The 16265-nt window shown below is 69.9% G+C and carries 17 protein-coding genes and 1 tRNA gene; 6 read left to right on the forward strand and 12 right to left on the reverse strand.

The genetic code is table 11. The features are described from left to right. Window positions 1–47: 47 nt before the first annotated feature. Window positions 48–515: a RidA family protein gene (locus ACODR5_RS05990; RefSeq protein WP_488983027.1), complete on the reverse strand. Its 468-nt coding sequence runs from the start codon at window positions 513–515 to the stop codon at window positions 48–50. Next, complete coding sequence (gene sp36 / locus ACODR5_RS05995; protein ID WP_449854639.1) at window positions 512–730, reverse strand: Sp36 family protein; 219 nt, start codon at window positions 728–730, stop codon at window positions 512–514. The genes ACODR5_RS05990 and sp36 overlap by 4 nt, the downstream gene beginning before the upstream one ends. 124 nt (window positions 731–854) lie before the next feature. Between sp36 and ACODR5_RS06000 the strand changes: the two genes are divergently transcribed. From ACODR5_RS06000 to ACODR5_RS06010, 3 genes are all read left to right on the forward strand, one after another. Then, window positions 855–3479 (forward strand): transglycosylase domain-containing protein, encoded by a 2625-nt coding sequence (locus ACODR5_RS06000; protein WP_488983028.1) that lies wholly within the window; start codon window positions 855–857, stop codon window positions 3477–3479. Between the two features lie 17 nt (window positions 3480–3496). Beyond that, window positions 3497–4420: a metallophosphoesterase gene (locus ACODR5_RS06005; protein WP_488983029.1), complete on the forward strand. Its 924-nt coding sequence runs from the start codon at window positions 3497–3499 to the stop codon at window positions 4418–4420. 241 nt (window positions 4421–4661) lie between these two features. Further along, window positions 4662–4928 carry a hypothetical protein gene (locus ACODR5_RS06010; RefSeq protein ID WP_488983030.1) on the forward strand — a complete coding sequence of 89 codons (267 nt, stop codon included), beginning with the start codon at window positions 4662–4664 and terminating at the stop codon, window positions 4926–4928. A 7-nt stretch (window positions 4929–4935) separates the two neighbouring features. Here ACODR5_RS06010 and ACODR5_RS06015 read toward each other — a convergent pair whose 3' ends face one another. Further along, the gene (locus tag ACODR5_RS06015; RefSeq protein ID WP_488983031.1) at window positions 4936–7323 is read right to left on the reverse strand and encodes a TOTE conflict system archaeo-eukaryotic primase domain-containing protein; all 2388 of its coding nucleotides are present in this window, start codon (window positions 7321–7323) and stop codon (window positions 4936–4938) included. Window positions 7324–7422: 99 nt separating this feature from the next. Continuing rightward, window positions 7423–8157 (reverse strand): NYN domain-containing protein, encoded by a 735-nt coding sequence (locus ACODR5_RS06020; protein WP_287271205.1) that lies wholly within the window; start codon window positions 8155–8157, stop codon window positions 7423–7425. A gap of 207 nt (window positions 8158–8364) precedes the next feature. On the opposite strand from ACODR5_RS06020, the gene ACODR5_RS06025 reads away from it, so the two are divergent. Further along, window positions 8365–8655, forward strand: coding sequence for a hypothetical protein (locus ACODR5_RS06025; RefSeq protein ID WP_287271203.1), 291 nt, complete (start codon window positions 8365–8367; stop codon window positions 8653–8655). A gap of 193 nt (window positions 8656–8848) precedes the next feature. On the opposite strand, the gene ACODR5_RS06030 is transcribed toward ACODR5_RS06025, so the two are convergent. Continuing rightward, window positions 8849–8922: transfer RNA gene (locus ACODR5_RS06030), tRNA-Pro, on the reverse strand. 87 nt (window positions 8923–9009) lie between these two features. On the opposite strand from ACODR5_RS06030, the gene ACODR5_RS06035 reads away from it, so the two are divergent. Continuing rightward, complete coding sequence (locus ACODR5_RS06035) at window positions 9010–9783, forward strand: HAD-IIB family hydrolase (protein WP_449854644.1); 774 nt, start codon at window positions 9010–9012, stop codon at window positions 9781–9783. Between the two features lie 39 nt (window positions 9784–9822). Here the strand turns inward: ACODR5_RS06035 and galE are convergent, their stop codons facing one another. Both galE and ACODR5_RS06045 read right to left on the reverse strand, forming a co-directional pair. After that, on the reverse strand, window positions 9823–10842 hold the full coding sequence (gene galE / locus ACODR5_RS06040) for a UDP-glucose 4-epimerase GalE (protein WP_449854645.1): 1020 nt from the start codon (window positions 10840–10842) through the stop codon (window positions 9823–9825). A gap of 39 nt (window positions 10843–10881) precedes the next feature. Further along, a complete protein-coding gene (locus ACODR5_RS06045) occupies window positions 10882–11541 on the reverse strand; it encodes a thymidine kinase (protein ID WP_449854646.1) in 660 nt (219 codons plus the stop codon). A gap of 236 nt (window positions 11542–11777) precedes the next feature. On the opposite strand from ACODR5_RS06045, the gene ACODR5_RS06050 reads away from it, so the two are divergent. Continuing rightward, entirely contained in the window at window positions 11778–12065 is a 288-nt protein-coding gene (locus ACODR5_RS06050; RefSeq protein WP_449854647.1) for a WXG100 family type VII secretion target, read from the forward strand. Between the two features lie 165 nt (window positions 12066–12230). Here ACODR5_RS06050 and groL read toward each other — a convergent pair whose 3' ends face one another. From groL to ACODR5_RS06075, 5 genes are all read right to left on the reverse strand, one after another. Next, window positions 12231–13850, reverse strand: a complete 1620-nt coding sequence (gene groL / locus ACODR5_RS06055) for a chaperonin GroEL (RefSeq protein WP_488983032.1) — start codon at window positions 13848–13850, stop codon at window positions 12231–12233. A 173-nt stretch (window positions 13851–14023) separates the two neighbouring features. Further along, a complete protein-coding gene (locus tag ACODR5_RS06060) occupies window positions 14024–14227 on the reverse strand; it encodes a cold-shock protein (RefSeq protein ID WP_449854649.1) in 204 nt (67 codons plus the stop codon). Between the two features lie 107 nt (window positions 14228–14334). After that, window positions 14335–14871: a LytR C-terminal domain-containing protein gene (locus ACODR5_RS06065; RefSeq protein WP_488983033.1), complete on the reverse strand. Its 537-nt coding sequence runs from the start codon at window positions 14869–14871 to the stop codon at window positions 14335–14337. Window positions 14872–14924: 53 nt separating this feature from the next. Then, window positions 14925–15164 (reverse strand): DUF3263 domain-containing protein, encoded by a 240-nt coding sequence (locus ACODR5_RS06070; protein ID WP_449854651.1) that lies wholly within the window; start codon window positions 15162–15164, stop codon window positions 14925–14927. Between the two features lie 74 nt (window positions 15165–15238). Continuing rightward, on the reverse strand, window positions 15239–16219 hold the full coding sequence (locus tag ACODR5_RS06075) for a DUF2332 family protein (RefSeq protein WP_488983034.1): 981 nt from the start codon (window positions 16217–16219) through the stop codon (window positions 15239–15241). Window positions 16220–16265: the final 46 nt, after the last annotated feature.

Here is a 16265-nt window from a genome sequence, read left to right on the forward strand (position 1 = left end):
CGGGCGGGCGAGCACGCGGACTTGGCACAGACTTGCGGACTAACCGCTCACGCGAAGGTGAAGGCCACCTCGACCTCGACGGGCGCGTCGAGCGGCAGCACCGCGACGCCGACCGCGGAGCGGCTGTGCGCCCCGGCCTCGCCGAAGATCTCGCCGAGCAGCTCGCTCGCGCCGTTGACGACGCCGGGCTGACCGGTGAACGCGGGATCGGAGGCGACGAAGCCGGTCACCTTGAACACGCCGGTCAGGCGGTCGACGCCGCCCACGGCCGCCGCGGCGGCCGCGATCGCGTTCAGCGCGCAGGTGCGGGCCAGGTCCTTCGCCTCGGCGGCGGGCACGAGCCCGTCGCCCTCGCCCACCTTGCCCGTGGCCGGCAGGCTGCCCGCCACCATCGGCAGCTGACCCGAGGTCCAAGCGAGGTCACCGTGCACCTTGGCCGGGATGTAGGCGGCCACCGGCGGCACGACCGAGGGCAGCTCGAGGCCCAGCTCGCGCAGGCGCGCGGAGACGGTCACCGCTCGTCCTCGAACTGCTTGGCCGCCTCCGCGGCCGCGCCGAGGCCGGCGTTGGCCTCGCCCGATCCGACCGGGCGCTTCAGATAGGCGACGAGGCCTCCCTCCGGGCCCTGGACGACCTGCACGAGCTCCCAGCCCTGCTTGCCCCAGTTGTTCAGGATCGCTGCCGTGTTGTGGATCAGCAGCGGCGTCGTGAGGTACTCCCACGTGGTCATGACTCTCCCGTCATCGAGCGGCGCATCGCGAGTCCCCGGCGTCCACGCGAACCATGTGCGCGGCCCTCCGCGTGCCGCCGCCGCATGTGAGGCCTCCCCCAGGGAACTCGCTTACCATCACCATATGCCCAACGCGAAAAGGACGCCGAGCGGCGTGCTCAGCGGCGTGCTCGGCCTCGTCGGCCTGAGCGCCGTCGCGGGCCTGCTGGTCACCGCGGCTGTCACCCCCGCCATCGCGATGAGCGGTGCCGCCGCCTCGAGCGCGATCAGCCTGTTCGAGAACCTGCCGGGCATCCTCAAGGTGGATCGTCCGATGGAGCCGAGCACCATCTACGCGAAGGACGAGGCCGGCAACGATGTGCAGCTGGCGACGTTCTACGACCAGAACCGCCAGCCGGTCGAGTACGACCAGGTCTCGCGCCACATCTACGACGCGATCCTCTCGAGCGAGGACCCGCGCTACTACGAGCACGGCGGCGTCGACCTCATCGGCACCACGCGCGCCCTGCTCAACAACGCCTCCGGCGGCACCACACAGGGCGGATCGTCCATCAGCCAGCAGTACGTGAAGAACGTGCTCATCCAGCAGTGCGAGCAGGAGGCCGCGGACGACGAGGAGCTGCGGGTGTGCTTCATGAAGCACACCAACTCCGAGGGCGTGGAGGGCTATGAGCGCAAGCTGCAGGAGATGCGCTACGCCATCGCGATCGAGAAGGAGTACTCGAAGGACGACATCCTGCTCGGGTACCTGAACATCGCGAACTTCGGCGGCCAGACGTACGGCATCGAGGCCGCCGCGCGCTACTACTTCAACACGAGCGCCAAGGATGTCACGGTCGGCCAGGCCGCGGTGCTCGCCGGCGTCGTCCAGAACCCGAACATCTACCGCATCGACATGCGCGACGGGTCGACCGTCGACGAGGACGGCAACCCGATCAACAGCGAGGCCGACGGCTACTCGCTCACCAAGGGCCGCCAGCTGTATGTGCTCAAGCGCCTCCTCGAGGACGGCAAGATCACGCAGGAGCAGCACGACCAGGCGGCGGCCGAGCCGATCGTGCCCGCCATCACGCCCACCGACCAGGGGTGCCGGAATGCCGGCGGCTCCGCCTACTTCTGCCAGTACGTGAGGTCGATCATCCTGACCGACGAGGCCTTCGGCGCCACCCCGACGGAGCGCGCGCAGAAGCTGCAGCGCGGCGGCCTCGACATCTACACGACCCTCGACCTGGGCGTGCAGCGCGCCGGCGAGGATGCGATGCGCGACTGGGCGCCCAGCCACATCGACGGCATGAACTTCGGTGCGACCGGCGTCTCCATGGAGGCGCAGACGGGTCGGATCCTGGCGATGGTGCAGAACACGGAGTTCACCGAGAACAGCCAGGAGCCGGGCAAGACGTCCATCATCTACGCCGCGGACGCGGCGCACGGGGCGTCCACCGGCTTCGAGGTCGGGTCGTCCTACAAGCTCTTCACGCTGATCGACTGGCTCGAGAAGGGCAAGTCCGTCAACCAGCGCCTCAACGGCACCAAGCACACGTTCTCGAGGATGAAGGCCTGCGGCCAGATCTCGCCGTCCGCGAAGGACACGGGCCAGATCGGCAACTACGGCGGCAGCGGCGGGTACTACGGCACGCCCATGACGTTCACGCGCGACTCGCTCAACACGGGCTACCTCGCGATGGCCGAGCAGCTCGACATCTGCGACATCAACAAGGTCGCCGAGCGGATGGGCGTGACGCTGGCGAACGGCGAGTCGGTGACCAAGACGAACGTGCCCTACGACGTGCTCGGGTCGAAGAACATCGCCCCGATGGACATGGCGGCCGCCTACGCCGCCGTCGCCAACGGCGGCGTGCTCTGCGAGCCCATCGCGATCGACCGCGTCGTCGACTCCGGGGGCGTCGAGCAGCCCGTGCCCGAGCCCAACTGCGAGAAGGTCATCGAGCCGAACGTCGCCGCCACGGCGGCGCACGTGCTGCAGGGCGTCATGCAGCCCGGAGGCACCGGCTACACATCGAACACCCGCGACGGCGTCCCGCTCATCGGCAAGACCGGCACGCACGAGGACGACCAGACGTTCATGGTGGAGTCGTCGACCAAGGTCGCGACCGCCGTCTGGGTGGGCAACGTCGACTCCGTGCAGGAGAACGGCCAGTGGGTGCGCAAGAGCATGTCGCGCCAGTGGGCGAACGGCATCAGGCTGTCGGACATCCGCCACAGGATCGCGCCGGCGCTGCAGTCGGCGGCCAACGCGAAGTACGGCGGCGACCCGTTCCCCGAGGCCGACCGCAACCTGCTCGTGACGCCGATGGCCGACCTCCCCGATGTCACGGGCAAGACGGTCGAGGAGGCCACGCGCATCCTGAGCGCCGCCGGTTTCGACCCGAACGTCGGCGAGCCCGTCACGGGCGACCAGCCCGACGGCACCGTGCAGACGCAGGAGCCGGGCGCCGGACGCGTCGCCGTGGGGACCGTCGTGACCATCAGCCCCAGCAACGGGCAGGGCGTGCGCGTGCCGAACGTGGCGGGCGCGGCCGTGGCGGCGGCGCTGGGCGCCCTGCAGTCGGCCGGCCTCGACCCCGCGCGGGGTTCCTGCTCGGAGGCCAAGGGCGCCGGCAGCGGCAAGGCCACCGGCACCGCGCCCGCGGCGGACGAGCTCGTCGCACCGGGCACGCGCGTGACCGTCGACTACCAGGCCGACGACTGCGGCGGCGGCGGCAACGGCGGCGGCAACGACGACGATTGAATGATCGGACTCCTCGCATGATCGGCCGCCTCACCCGCGGCGTCGCCGGCGTCGTGGGCGCCGGTGCCGCCGCCGGCGCCCTCGCCGCCGCGTGGGGCGTCGGGATCGAGCGCCACCTGTACACGGTGCGTCACCACGTCGTGCGCATTCTGGAGCCCGCCGCCCGCCCCATCCGCGTCCTGCACCTCTCGGATGCGCACATGGCGCCGTGGCAGCGCCGCAAGCAGGACTGGATCTCCAGGCTCGCCGGGCTGCGGCCGGATCTGATCGTCAACACCGGAGACAACCTGGGACACCCCGACGGTCTCCGCGGCATCCGAGCGGCGTTCGCGCCGTTCGCGGGCGTGCCAGGCGTCTTCGTCCACGGCTCGAACGATCTCTATGCGCCCACGCCGAAGAACCCGTTCCAGTACCTCGCCGGGCCGTCGCGGCGGCACAGCGAGCCCACGCGGCTCGACACGGATGCGCTCGACGCGTATCTGTCGGATGAGCTGGGCTGGCGGCGGATCGACAACACCGCGGTCCGCATGACCGTGGCCGGATCGGACCTGCGGTTCGCCGGAACGGACGACGCCCACCACGGCAGCGATCGCGTCGACGACACCCTCGCCGCGCTCGCCGCCCTCGGCGGGGACGGTCCGACCATCGGCGTGACGCACGCGCCCTACCGCCGCATCCTGAGCGCCCTGGCCGGTGCGGGAGCCGACATGCTGTTCGCCGGCCACACGCACGGCGGCCAGGTGCGTGTGCCGTTCGTGGGCGCCCTCGTGGGGAACTGCGATCTGCCGCTCTCGCAGGTGCGCGGGCTGTCGACGTGGACGCACGACGGGCGCTCCGTCCCGCTGAACGTCAGCGCCGGGCTCGGCCACTCGATCTACGCGCCGGTGCGCTTCGCGTGCCGCCCGGAGGCCTCGCTCCTCACCCTCGCTCCGCGCGTCTGATCACCGCTTCACGCTGCGCGGGGCCTCGGCGGCGGGTACCCGCCTTGGTCACCGCGAGCAATGCAAAAGGGACCCGCCTTTCGGCGGGTCCCTTTTGCATTACGTCGGGCTGCTGCGAAACTACTGCCAACAAGAGCGGAGAACCGCGGAACTGGCCGAACTCCTGGCCACTGCGCGAGGCTCGACGCGGGAAGCGGATGACCGGCCAATCCCCCAGCAAAACGCACTGCATCGATCGGCCGTGAGGCTCATCATCGATGACTATGCGGCCGGAGCATCCACGCATGAGCTTGCCAATCGGTACAACGTGCGCCGCAACACCGTCCGCGACACGCTCCGCCGCGCCGGGTTCGACCTCACCGCCAAGTCGAAGCGCGCAGCCCTGAGCGAGGAGCAGAAGGCCGAGGCTCGGCGTCTGTTCGCCAGCAGGGCGACCCGACGCGAGCTGATCGAGATGTACGGAGTGAGCGAATCCACGATCAGACGGGTACTGCGTCCTCGTCGATGAACGGCACCTACTCCTCTTCGGAGGGCCCGGCCGTCACGAAGCCCTCCTTCGCCATGATGCGCCGTCGTCGCGAGTACATGCGCTCCAGAAGCGGTACGTACATGTCGCGGTAGTCATGAACGGTGGCGGGGAGGTGACTGGCATCATGCCCGCGGGTGATGCGTCCGATCTGCTGGATCACTCGCCCCTTGAAGGAGACCGGAACTCCCAGGAACAGCGTGTTGAGCGCCGGGAGATCGAGCCCTTCGCCGGCGACCTTGTCGATGGCGAGGAGCACGTATGGCTGCTGCCGTGCTTCCATCTCGTTGAGAGACGCTCTAATGCTTCGGCGTTCCGCGGTGGGGAGGCGCCCATGGAGCCCGACCACTGGCGCCGCGCATCCCTTCAATGCATCTGCGAGCGCGTCGAGATGCTCGAGCCTGTTCGTCAGGACGAGGCACGTCCGCCCCTGGGCGACCGCCTCACTGATGTGCCGGGCGATCATCGCGTTGCGTTCGGGATCGGCGGCGAGCTCCGAGTAGATCGCTTGGATAGACGGCCCGTCTGTCCCGGGCTCGTCCGTGCGGAAGGTCGTCTCGTGGACGATCAGCTTGCGCTCCGCTCGCTCCTGAGAGTCGAGCACGTGCCGCACCGGCCCGCACTGCATCGTGATCAGGCCGTTCATCTGATCGGCACGGTAGGGGGTCGCTGTCAGCCCGACCCAGTAGCGTGCGCTGACATTGCGCAGGGCGGCCTCGGTCGCGGGAGCGGCGACGGCATGGCACTCGTCGACGATGATCTGCCCGTACTCTTCCAGCACCGCAGGGTCGGCGTTCCGGTGCGAGACGGACTGCATCGTGATCAGGTCCACGACACCTCGCCGCTTCCGACGCCCGGCTCCCAGCTGTCCGATCTGCTTGTCGGTGAGGCCGAGGAACTGCTGAAGACGCTCACGCCACTGTGTGAGCAGTTCGGCCCGGTTCACGAGGATCGCCGTCGGCCTGGCGCGCTCGGCGATGAGCGCGCAGGCCATGACCGTCTTGCCCGCCCCGGGCGGTGCAACGAGCACTCCGGTGTCATGTGCGAGGAGCGCGTCGACGGCTTCCTGTTGCTTCTCTCGCAGCTGCCCCGTGAATGTCAGCTCCAGACGTGTCTGCGCCGTCGCTGTTGCCTCGATCGCTGCCTGGAATCCCGCATCCGCGAGGAGCGCCACGGTTTCGTCGGTAAGCCCCCGTGGTAGCCGCAGCTCGTGCTCGTCGTGCTCGAAGCTGGTGACCAGGCGTGGCGTCCCGAAGGTGCTGAACCGCTGTGCTTGCCTGCGATAGAACTCGGGGTTGGGCACCGATGCCATGTGCTTGAGCTCGGTGATCACGATGCCCGGAAGGTGTGCCGTCGGGACGTGCAACAGAGCATCGCGGCGAAGCTTCAGCGACCTATGCGCGGTTCCGCGCGCGGCCGCTCGAATGCTCGCTCGCCGTGGCCTGGCGCCCAACGACTCGGCGGGCCCCACGCGCGCCTCTGCGTGGCTCGTCGCTCCAAGTTCCCTGATTCGTTCTGCGGAGACGGGCGTCGTCGACGCGAGTGCCGCGAATTGGTCCTCGTGCGGACGCCATGTGTCGGGGTCGACGAACACGGTCGTCCCGCGTCGGCGGCAGTCGCCTTGCAAGGGCAACGCGATGAGGTTGCCCAGGCGCGCCCGCCCTGAGGATCGTTCGGGCAGCGTGTCCTGCGAGGGAAAGAAGCGGTCGTAGCTGCGGAAGTCCATCGCCGGCCTGCGGGTCATCGCAGCGCGCAGGAGCCGCATCCCGGCTGCGCGAGCCGTCATGGCGGGGAGCACATCCTCGAAGAAGATCCAGACATGCGCGCCTTCGCCGGAACGGGAGACCTCGGTGAGCGCGTGGATCCCAACCTGCTCGCACTCTGCGACGAAGGCCGCGGCATCGTGCCGCCACTCTGCGTCGTCGAAATCGCAGACGAGAAGCCTGCACTGGTCGCCTTCGAGCATCGGGTAGAGACCGATATGGAACTCGCGTTCCCCAGGAGCAGCCGCGCCCCGCAGATGCCGTTCGATCGTGCGCTCATCGAGTGGCAGGTAGTCAGCAGCGGTCTCGGAGCCGGTGTAGAAGCCGCCGCGCACGGCAGGGCTCCAGCCGGACTTCCCCGTGCGCGCGCTGGTCCAGCGCGTTGCGTAGACGTCGTTCCTGCCGGTGAAGCGCGCTCGGAACAAGGCGAGCTTCTCGGCGCTCGACGAGGCCGCCGTGACGGTAGGAAGCAGATCGGAGCGAGGGCGCGCGCCGACCGGCTCCTCTCGCTGAAGCTCCCTCAGCTGTTCGCGGGCTTCTGCAAGTTCCCGCTCCAGTCTCGCGATCCGTGTCCGCAGGGCATCGATCTCAGCGGTGGTCTCCGGACGGCGCACGGCTCCCAGGCTACCGAGCGCCCCCGGACCGTCGGTGATGCGCAAAGAAAAGACCCGGCGCCAGAGGCGCCGGGTGGTGTGACCCCATGTTAGCACTCGTCACCATGGTGCGGGCTTCGTGATCCGGGACGAGATCACGTTCGGGAGCTGATGCGCGTAGAGGTCATCGGGCTCAAGACGGTACCACCAGTGGTTGCCTGCGCCTTCGGTCGGCGTCCCTGCGAGCTTGCCCGCGCGGACCCCTTTCGTCGGGTTGATCAGGCCGACGGGAACGTGCTCGCGCGCGACGCCGATCGGGTAGGCGAGGTCGCTGTCATTGCTGATGACGACGGCCGCATCCACCCTACGGGTGAGCACGTCGATCAGCAGATGGGAGGCGATGTTCACGTCGCTGCCCTTCTCCTCGCGCCGGGCGACGGAGGCCATGAACGTCGCGCCCGGGACGTCCTGGCCGCTGTGGTCCTGGATCATGATCGGCCAGTCCGGTTCGACGAGAACAGGTTTGCTGTTGCGTCCTTTGACGGCCAGCGGCGCCGTCGACACGCGCGCGACGTACGTTCCGAAGCTGATCCTCGTCGCCGAGCCCGTGTGCGCCAGAGCCCGCAGGTACACGTCCTGCTCCCGCTGCCCCTCGGGGTTGCTCGCACCGCTGATCCGGGCCGTGCAGTAGGTGACGTTCTCGATCGTCACCTCTCCCCAGTGCGAACGGGTGGCGATCACACTCTCGACCATGCCTCGCAGATCCAGCCAGCGCCATCCCGGCGTCGACCGCCCGCAGAGCCCGCGCGCACCGTAGTACAGGTTGTACCCGTCGATGTAGACGCCGACCCTCATACGGACGAGCATAGAAGCGACCACTGACGTCGAGACGCGAACCGGTGCGACATGCCACACCTCGATGACGACACCTACTGGGAAAGGCGCCTGCTTCTATGCTCCGACTGGGCGACAGGAGGGCCCGCGCTATCCCGTCTGACCCCGACGAAGCAGTGGCTACTCCACGCGTTCTATCTCCCATCGAAGCCGCTGCGCAGGAGCGCCGTGGCCGAACACCGCCGCCGAATCGTCACACGCGATCGAGACCTGCCGAGGCGAGCGAGCGTCGCCTTCCAGGAGTTCCTCGACGCGCAGGAAGCCGTCGATCACGACAGGCGAACGGCGCCTCCCGTGTCCCCGCGGCGCGGGCCGACGCGCGGCAGACGCGGCCGAGACGAGATCCGCCTCCGAAGTCTCGTCCGCCCCGAACCCGACGCGAAGCTTCTCGCGCAGGCGCTGTTGCTCGCCTGGACAGAAAGCACCTCGGGGAAACCCGACGACGATCCGCCTGGTTGACTTCCCACAAGGTACCTCACGGGAAAGAAAACAAGACGAACCCTGAATTCACGGCGTAGCCAGGTATTTCTCTCCGAACTGTTGCCGAGATGGCGACGAGTCCTTCACCCTCAACACAAGAGTCAAGGTTGCAAGAAGAAGCCCCTCATCAGGCATTATCTGACGTCCGATGAGAGACTTCCTCGTGTATCCGTCGGGGTGACAGGATTTGAACCTGCGGCCTCTTCGTCCCGAACGAAGCGCGCTACCAAGCTGCGCCACACCCCGTTTTGCAACCCTGCAAGTCTACCTGATGCCGCGGGCTGCGACGAACCGGTGCCCGAACCGGCGCGAACGGACACGTAGGCTTGGGGGGTGACAGAGAAGACCCCGCTGGTCGTCGCCTTCGACCTCGACGACACCCTGGCCCCCTCCAAGAGCCCCATCGACGCGCGCATCGGCGAGCTGCTCATCCGGCTCGCAGACCGCGTCGAGGTCGCCGTGATCTCCGGCGGACAGATCGGGCAGTTCCGCTCGCAGCTGGTCGAGCGCCTGCCGCACGCGCCGGGCGCGCTCGAGCACGTCCACCTGCTGCCGACCTGCGGCACGCAGTACTTCCGGTACGACGGCACCGACTTCGCCGTGCTGTACGCGCAGGACCTCACCGAGGACGAGAAGCAGCGGGCGCTCGTCGCCGTCGAGGAGGAGGCCCGGCGCCTGGCCTACTGGGAGAGCGACACGTGGGGCCCGATCCTGGAGGATCGCGGCTCGCAGATCACGTTCTCGGCCCTCGGCCAGGCCGCGCCGGTCGACGCCAAGCGCGCGTGGGACCCGACGGGCGCGAAGAAGTCCGCCCTGCGCGACGCCGTCGCGGCCCGCGTGCCCGACCTGGAGGTGCGCTCGGGCGGATCGACGTCGGTCGACATCACGCGCAAGGGCATCGACAAGGCGTACGGGATGCGCCGCCTCGCCGAGCAGACCGGCGTGGCGCTGTCGGACATGCTCTTCTACGGCGACCGCCTCGATCCGGACGGCAACGACTACCCCGTGCTCGCGATGGGCGAGGTCGCGTGCGTCTCGGTCACCGGCTGGCAGGACACCGCCGACAAGCTGGACGCCCTGATCCCGACCCTGCCGCCGCGCGCCTGACGCGGGGCGGGCACCGGGTCCCGCGCCCGCCCCGACGGGTCAGCCGTCGTAGCCGCGCGGATTGCGCTGCTGCCAGTTCCACACGTCGCGCGTCATGTCGTCGATCGTGCGGGTGGCCGCCCAGCCCAGCTCCCGCTGCGCCTTCGACGGGTCGCAGTAGGTGGCGGCGAGGTCGCCCGCCCGGCGCTCGGCCATGACCTTCGGCAGCTCGCGCCCCACGGCCTTCTCGAACGAGGCGATCAGCTCGAGCACGCTCACGGGCCTGCCCGTGCCGAGGTTGTAGGCCACCAGCCCGGGCTGCGCCTTCTCGAGCGCCGCGACGTGCCCCTCGGCCAGGTCGACCACGTGGATGTAGTCACGCAGACCCGTGCCGTCGGGGGTGTCGTAATCGCTGCCGTACACGTTGATCTCGGGCAGCGATCCCACGGCCACGCGCGCCACGAACGGCATGAGGTTGTTGGGGATGCCCTTCGGGTCCTCGCCCACCAGGCCCGACTCGTGCGCGCCGACCGGGTTGAAGTAGCGCAGCAGCGTGACGTTCAGCTCGGGGTTGACGCGCTGCACGTCGGCGAGCACGACCTCGTTCATGAGCTTCGACTTCGAGTACGGGTTCGACAGGTGCACGAGGTCGCGCGTGGCCTCCTCGGTGAACGGCAGGTCCGCCGGATCGGAGTAGACCGTGCCGGTGCTCGAGAAGATGAACGAGGTGATGCCGCGCTCGAGGCCCACCTTCATGAGCGTGTACGTCGTGTCGAGGTTGTTGCGGTAGTACAGCAGCGGCTTCTGCACCGACTCGCCCACGGCCTTCTTGGCCGCGAAGTGCATGATCGCGTCGAACGGACCGTGTTCGTCGAAGGCGCGCTCGACGTCGTCCGCGTGCGCGGCGCTGCCAGCCACGAGCGGTGCGCGCTTTCCCGTGATCTGATGGATCCGGTCCGTGACGATCCCGCTCGTGTTCGTCAGGTCGTCGAGCAGCACGGCCTCGTGGCCGGCCTCGAGGAGGGCGATCGCAGTGTGGGTCCCGACGTATCCGGCGCCGCCGGCAAGGAGAACTCGCATGCCCCCAGCCTACGGCCGTCGCCGGCCTGCGCCCGCGCGTCAGCGCGCGCCGAGCGCTCCCCCGGACTCCTCCAGGTAGCAGGCGCCGCACAGCGACTCGTAGGTGACGAAGTGGTCGTCGCGCACGGCGGCCGTGGCGGCGTCGATCGCCACCTGATCACCGTCGAACACGAACCGCCCGCCCACGACGCGGCCGTTGAACAGCGCTTTGCGTCCGCAGCGGCAGATCGTCTTCAGCTCCTCCAGCGAGTGCGCGATCTCCAGCAGGCGAGCGGATCCCGGGAAGGCGGCGGTGCGGAAGTCCGTGCGGATCCCGTAGGCCATGACGGGGATGCCGTCCTCCACCGCGATGCGGAACAGGTCGTCCACCTGCGGCGAGGTGAGGAACTGCGCCTCGTCCACGAGGAGGCACGCGACGTCACGCGGGCGGCCGGGGATGAGCGCGTCGTCCACCCCCGCGCGGACCCGCTCGCGGTGCGTGCGGAAGAGGGCGCGCGCGTCGGCGTCCGGCGCGATCAGGAAGTCGACCGTGCGCGTCACGCCCAGGCGAGACTCGATCTGATCCGCGCCCTTCGTGTCGATCGCCGGCTTCGCCAGCAGCACCGCCTGGCCGCGCTCCTCGTAGTTGTAGGCCGCCTGCAGCAGCGCGGTGGACTTCCCGGAGTTCATCGCGCCGTATCGGAAGTACAGTTTGGCCACCGCACAAGCCTACGCGCGCGGGGCGCGCCGCCGGGCACTCCGCCGCCGCGGAGGCGCTCACTCCCCCGCGTGCACGGCGACGACCGACCGGGCTCGTCCACAGGCGGCGGTCGGGCGCCATCCGTCCACGGATCCGGCACGCGCGCTCCGCGTCGCGACCCGCGCCCGTAGCGTCGATGCCGACCCGTCACCACCGACGAGCCCCACAGAATCACCGAAGACCCGAGGAGGATCGGATGCCCGTCTACACCGTCGACAGCGACATCGTCATGGAGAAGGCCGCCGCCGTCGGCGGCACGGTCGGCCGCCTGCAGGCAGAGACCGCCACCCTGCAGGCCCAGCTGCGCGACCTGCAGGGCTCGTGGACCGGCATGGCCGCGGGGGCCTTCCAGTCCAGCGCCGAGGAGTGGCGCGCCGTGCAGGCGCAGGTGGAGCAGGCGCTCGCGGCGCTCGGCGAGTCGCTGCGCGCCGCCGGCACGCACTACGCCGACACCGAGCACGCGGCGATGGCCATGTTCCGCTGACCCGCGCCGAAGACGACGAACGGCCCCTCCGAGGAGGGGCCGTTCGTGTACGTCAGCTCTGGCGAGCCGATGGACCTCGCTTCGACTCCGGCGCCTGGCGGCACCTTCTCTCAGCGTTGATCCGCCGGGACTCAACGCCGCTGCGCGGCATTGAGTCCCGTCGCATCAGAAGTCCATGCCGCCCGCGGCGTCGGCCGGCGCCGGCTGGTTCTTCTCCGGCTTGTCGGCGACGACGGCCTCGGTGGTGAGGAACAGGCCGGCGATCGACGCCGCGTTCTGCAGCGCCGAGCGCGTCACCTTCGCCGGGTCGATGATGCCCGCGCCGAACATGTCGACGTACTCACCCGTGGCTGCGTTGAGGCCCTGGCCGGCGGGGAGCTCGGCGACCTTGGCGGCCACGACGCCCGGCTCGAGGCCGGCGTTGAGCGCGATCTGCTTCAGCGGCGCCTCGATGGCGATGCGCACGATGCCCGCACCGGTCGCCTCGTCGCCCTCGAGCTGCAGCTTGTCGAACGCGGTCGCGCCGGCCTGGATGAGGGCCACGCCACCACCGGGGACGATGCCCTCCTCGACGGCCGCCTTCGCGTTGCGCACGGCGTCCTCGATGCGGTGCTTGCGCTCCTTGAGCTCCACCTCGGTGGCCGCACCCGCCTTGATGACGGCCACGCCGCCGGCGAGCTTGGCGAGGCGCTCCTGCAGCTTCTCGCGGTCGTAGTCGCTGTCGGTGTTCTCGATCTCGCGACGGATCTGGGTCACGCGGCCCTCGATCTGGCCCGCGTCGCCCGCGCCCTCGACGATGGTCGTCTCGTCCTTCGTGACGATGACCTTGCGCGCGCGGCCGAGCAGGTCGAGCTCGGTGTTCTCGAGCTTGAGGCCGACCTCCTCGGTGATGACCTGGCCGCCGGTGAGGATCGCGATGTCCTGCAGCTGGGCCTTGCGACGGTCGCCGAAGCCGGGGGCCTTCACGGCGACCGACTTGAAGATGCCGCGGATCTTGTTCAGCACGAGCGTGGCCAGGGCCTCGCCCTCGACGTCCTCGGCGATGATGACGAGCTCCTTGCCCGACTGGATCACCTTGTCGACGACCGGCAGCAGATCCTTGATGTTCGAGATCTTCTGGTTGGCGATGAGGATGTACGGGTCCTCGAAGACGGCCTCCTGGCGCTCCGGGTCCGTGACGAAGTAGGGGTTCAGGTAGCCCTTGTCGAAGCGCATGCCCTCGGTGAGCTCGAGCTCGGTGCCGAACGCCTGGGCCTCCTCGACCGTGACGACGCCCTCCTTGCCCACCTTGTCGATGGCCTCGGCGATGAGCGCGCCGATCTCCGGGTCGGCGGCCGAGATCGACGCGGTGGCGGCGATCTGGTCCTTCGACTCGACCTCCTTGGCGTTCGCGAGCAGCTCGTCCGTGACGGCCTTGACGGCCTTCTCGATGCCGCGCTTCAGGCTGATCGGGTCGGCACCGGCCGCGACGTTGCGCAGGCCCTCGCGCACGAGCGCCTGGGCGAGCACGGTCGCCGTCGTCGTGCCGTCACCGGCGACGTCGTCGGTCTTCTTCGCAACCTCCTTGACGAGCTCCGCGCCGATCTTCTCGTACGGGTCGTCGAGCTCGATCTCCTTGGCGATCGAGACGCCGTCGTTCGTGATGGTGGGAGCGCCCCACTTCTTCTCGAGCACGACGTTGCGACCGCGCGGGCCGAGCGTCACCTTGACGGCGTCGGCCAGCTGGTTGAGGCCGCGCTCGAGGCCGCGCCGGGCCTCCTCGTCGAAAGCGATCATCTTTGCCATGTGTGTGTCGTCCCTCCCGGACGTAGGCGTATGGGTTTAGCACTCAAATCCTGCGAGTGCTAACGCCATTCTGGCACTCGACCCCAGGGAGTGCAAGCCGCGTGGCGCGGGCTCCCGGCGCGCGGGAACGCCCCGGAACCGAGGGGTCCGGGGCGTTGCGGGATGAGGGAGGGTCAGACGGGGCGGACGGCCTCCGCCTGCGGGCCCTTCTGGCCGGTTCCGACGGTGAACTCGACGGCCTGCCCCTCCTCGAGCACGCGGAAACCGCCCATCTCGATGTTGGAGTAGTGGACGAAGACGTCCTGGCTGCCGTCGGCGACGGTGATGAACCCGTACCCCTTCTCGGCGTTGAACCACTTGACGGTGCCCTGGGTCATGCTGGAACTCTCCTGGTGCTGCGGGGGATCGACAGCGACAGCGTAGCCACGCGGCCCCGACTCGGGAACGCCGTCAGGGGAGGTTTGACACGGACGATTCCGAACGTTTACTCGACGGAAACACGATCCAGGCCGAGGACGACGGTGACGACCTTGCTGGCGGGATCCGCATACGCGTCGCTCTCCTCGAGGCGTCCACCGCCCAGCGCCTCCGCGACGCCCGCCGCGGCCGCCTCGTGCTCGGGCGCGGCGTAGTAGACGACAGTCTCGGGGATGTCCGTCGCGCTCGACGCGCTCGCCGACACGTCGGCGTCGCTCCAGCCCGCGTCCACGAGCTCCTCCTTGGCGCGCTGCTCGATCCCCTGCGATGCCGTGCCGTTCAGGATGAGCACCTCGTAGGAGGGATCGACGACCGCCTCGACCGAGGGAACGGGGTCGGGACCGGCCGCGACATCGGGCTGCTGCTGCGAGAGAGCCAGGAACGTCACCACCCCCACGCAGAAGAGCACGACCGCGCTGACACCGGCCCAGAGCAGCGCCACGCCCACCCGCAGGCGCGGGTTCTCCGCGCGGTGCGCGCCGACGCGGTCGCGCTGTCCCGGCACGTCGTCGAAGCGATCGCGGGGGTACGTCTCGTTCGGCACCCGACGATGCTACCCGGCGCCACTTCGCCGTTTCTGGGCGCCGCTCCCGCGGTTCAGGCGTGCAGGGCCGCGCGGCGCGCGAGGCGCTCGTCGCGCACGCGGCGCAGGCGCTTCACGAGCAGCGGGTCGTGCTCGAGCGCCTCGGCGGTGTCGATGAGCCGACCCAGCAGCTGGTAGTAGCGAGCGGGCGTCATGCCGAGGGTGGCGCGGATCGCCTCCTCCTTGGCACCCGCATGCCTCGTCCACTCCGCCTCGAAGGCGAGGATCGCGCGGTCGGTCTCGGTCAGTGCCACGTCCTCCACGGTAGGCGGCGTGCTCGGGTCGCCCGGGAGGCGCACCGCACGGGCGACGGATCGGCCGGGGACCCCTACGGCGTGCGCTCCTCGATCCACGCGCCCAGCGGGTCGGCGGCGGCGATCACCTCGCCGTCGAGAGCGAGCGCGAACCCGTCCCAGCCCTCGGGATCGGGCCGGCGCGTCCACGCGTCGTGCAGGCCGGGAGCGTCGAGCGTGATCCAGCGGGCGTCGAGCGCCCGGATCTGCCGGATGAGGCGCTCCCGCGCAGCGCGCGGCACGTGCGGCAGCACGCCGGGGGTCGTCACGACGAGGGTCGCGCCGGCGGGCGCCCGAGCCGCGAGCGCCTCGAGCGCGCCCGGCGCACTGGCGTCGCCCGCGACGAGCAGGGGCGGGTCGGCGGCCGCGATGTCGAGGGCCGCCTCGATGCGCGCGGCCCTGCCCCGCTCCCCCGGCCAGACGAGCCCCGTGATCCAGTCGCGGTCGGCGGGGTCGGACGCGTCGCGCGGGGCGGGGTCGATGCCCGCCCGCCACACGATCTCCGGCAGTGCCCCGGGCACGGGCGTCCCACCGCGCAGCACGCAGTCGAGCACGACCGAGGCTCCGCTGCCCACCTCGCGCACCGATCCGTCGTCGCTGCGGAAGCGGTACGCGTAGCGATCCGGGTAGAGGCACAGCCCGGCCGACGCGCCGATCTCGAGCAGCGCGATCGGCCCCGGTACGCGCTGCAACGCGTACAGCAGCGGCGCGCACCGCCCCGGCTCGTTCGTCTGGATGCCGCGCGCCGCGCACTCGGCGACCACGCGATCCGCGTGCGAGAGGACGAAGCGCGCCCACGCGTCATAGTCACCCTCGGCGGCGCCGAGCATGCGCGTCACGGCGAAGACGAGCGGCGGCTGGCGGTGGGGCGGGTCCAGCCGCGCGAGCACCGCGGCCACGGCCTCGTCGGCGGCCACGCCCGCCGCCCACTGCGCGTACAGCGCGCTGCGGCCGGGGGCCTCATCCCGCGCGAAACGGGCGTAGCGCTCCTGCACGGCGGCGACCTCGGGATCCATGCGTCACAGTCTGCCTCTCACGCGCCCGGCACCCCCGATCCGCGTA

The sequence above is a fragment of the Microbacterium sp. FG3 genome (genome assembly GCF_057809335.1).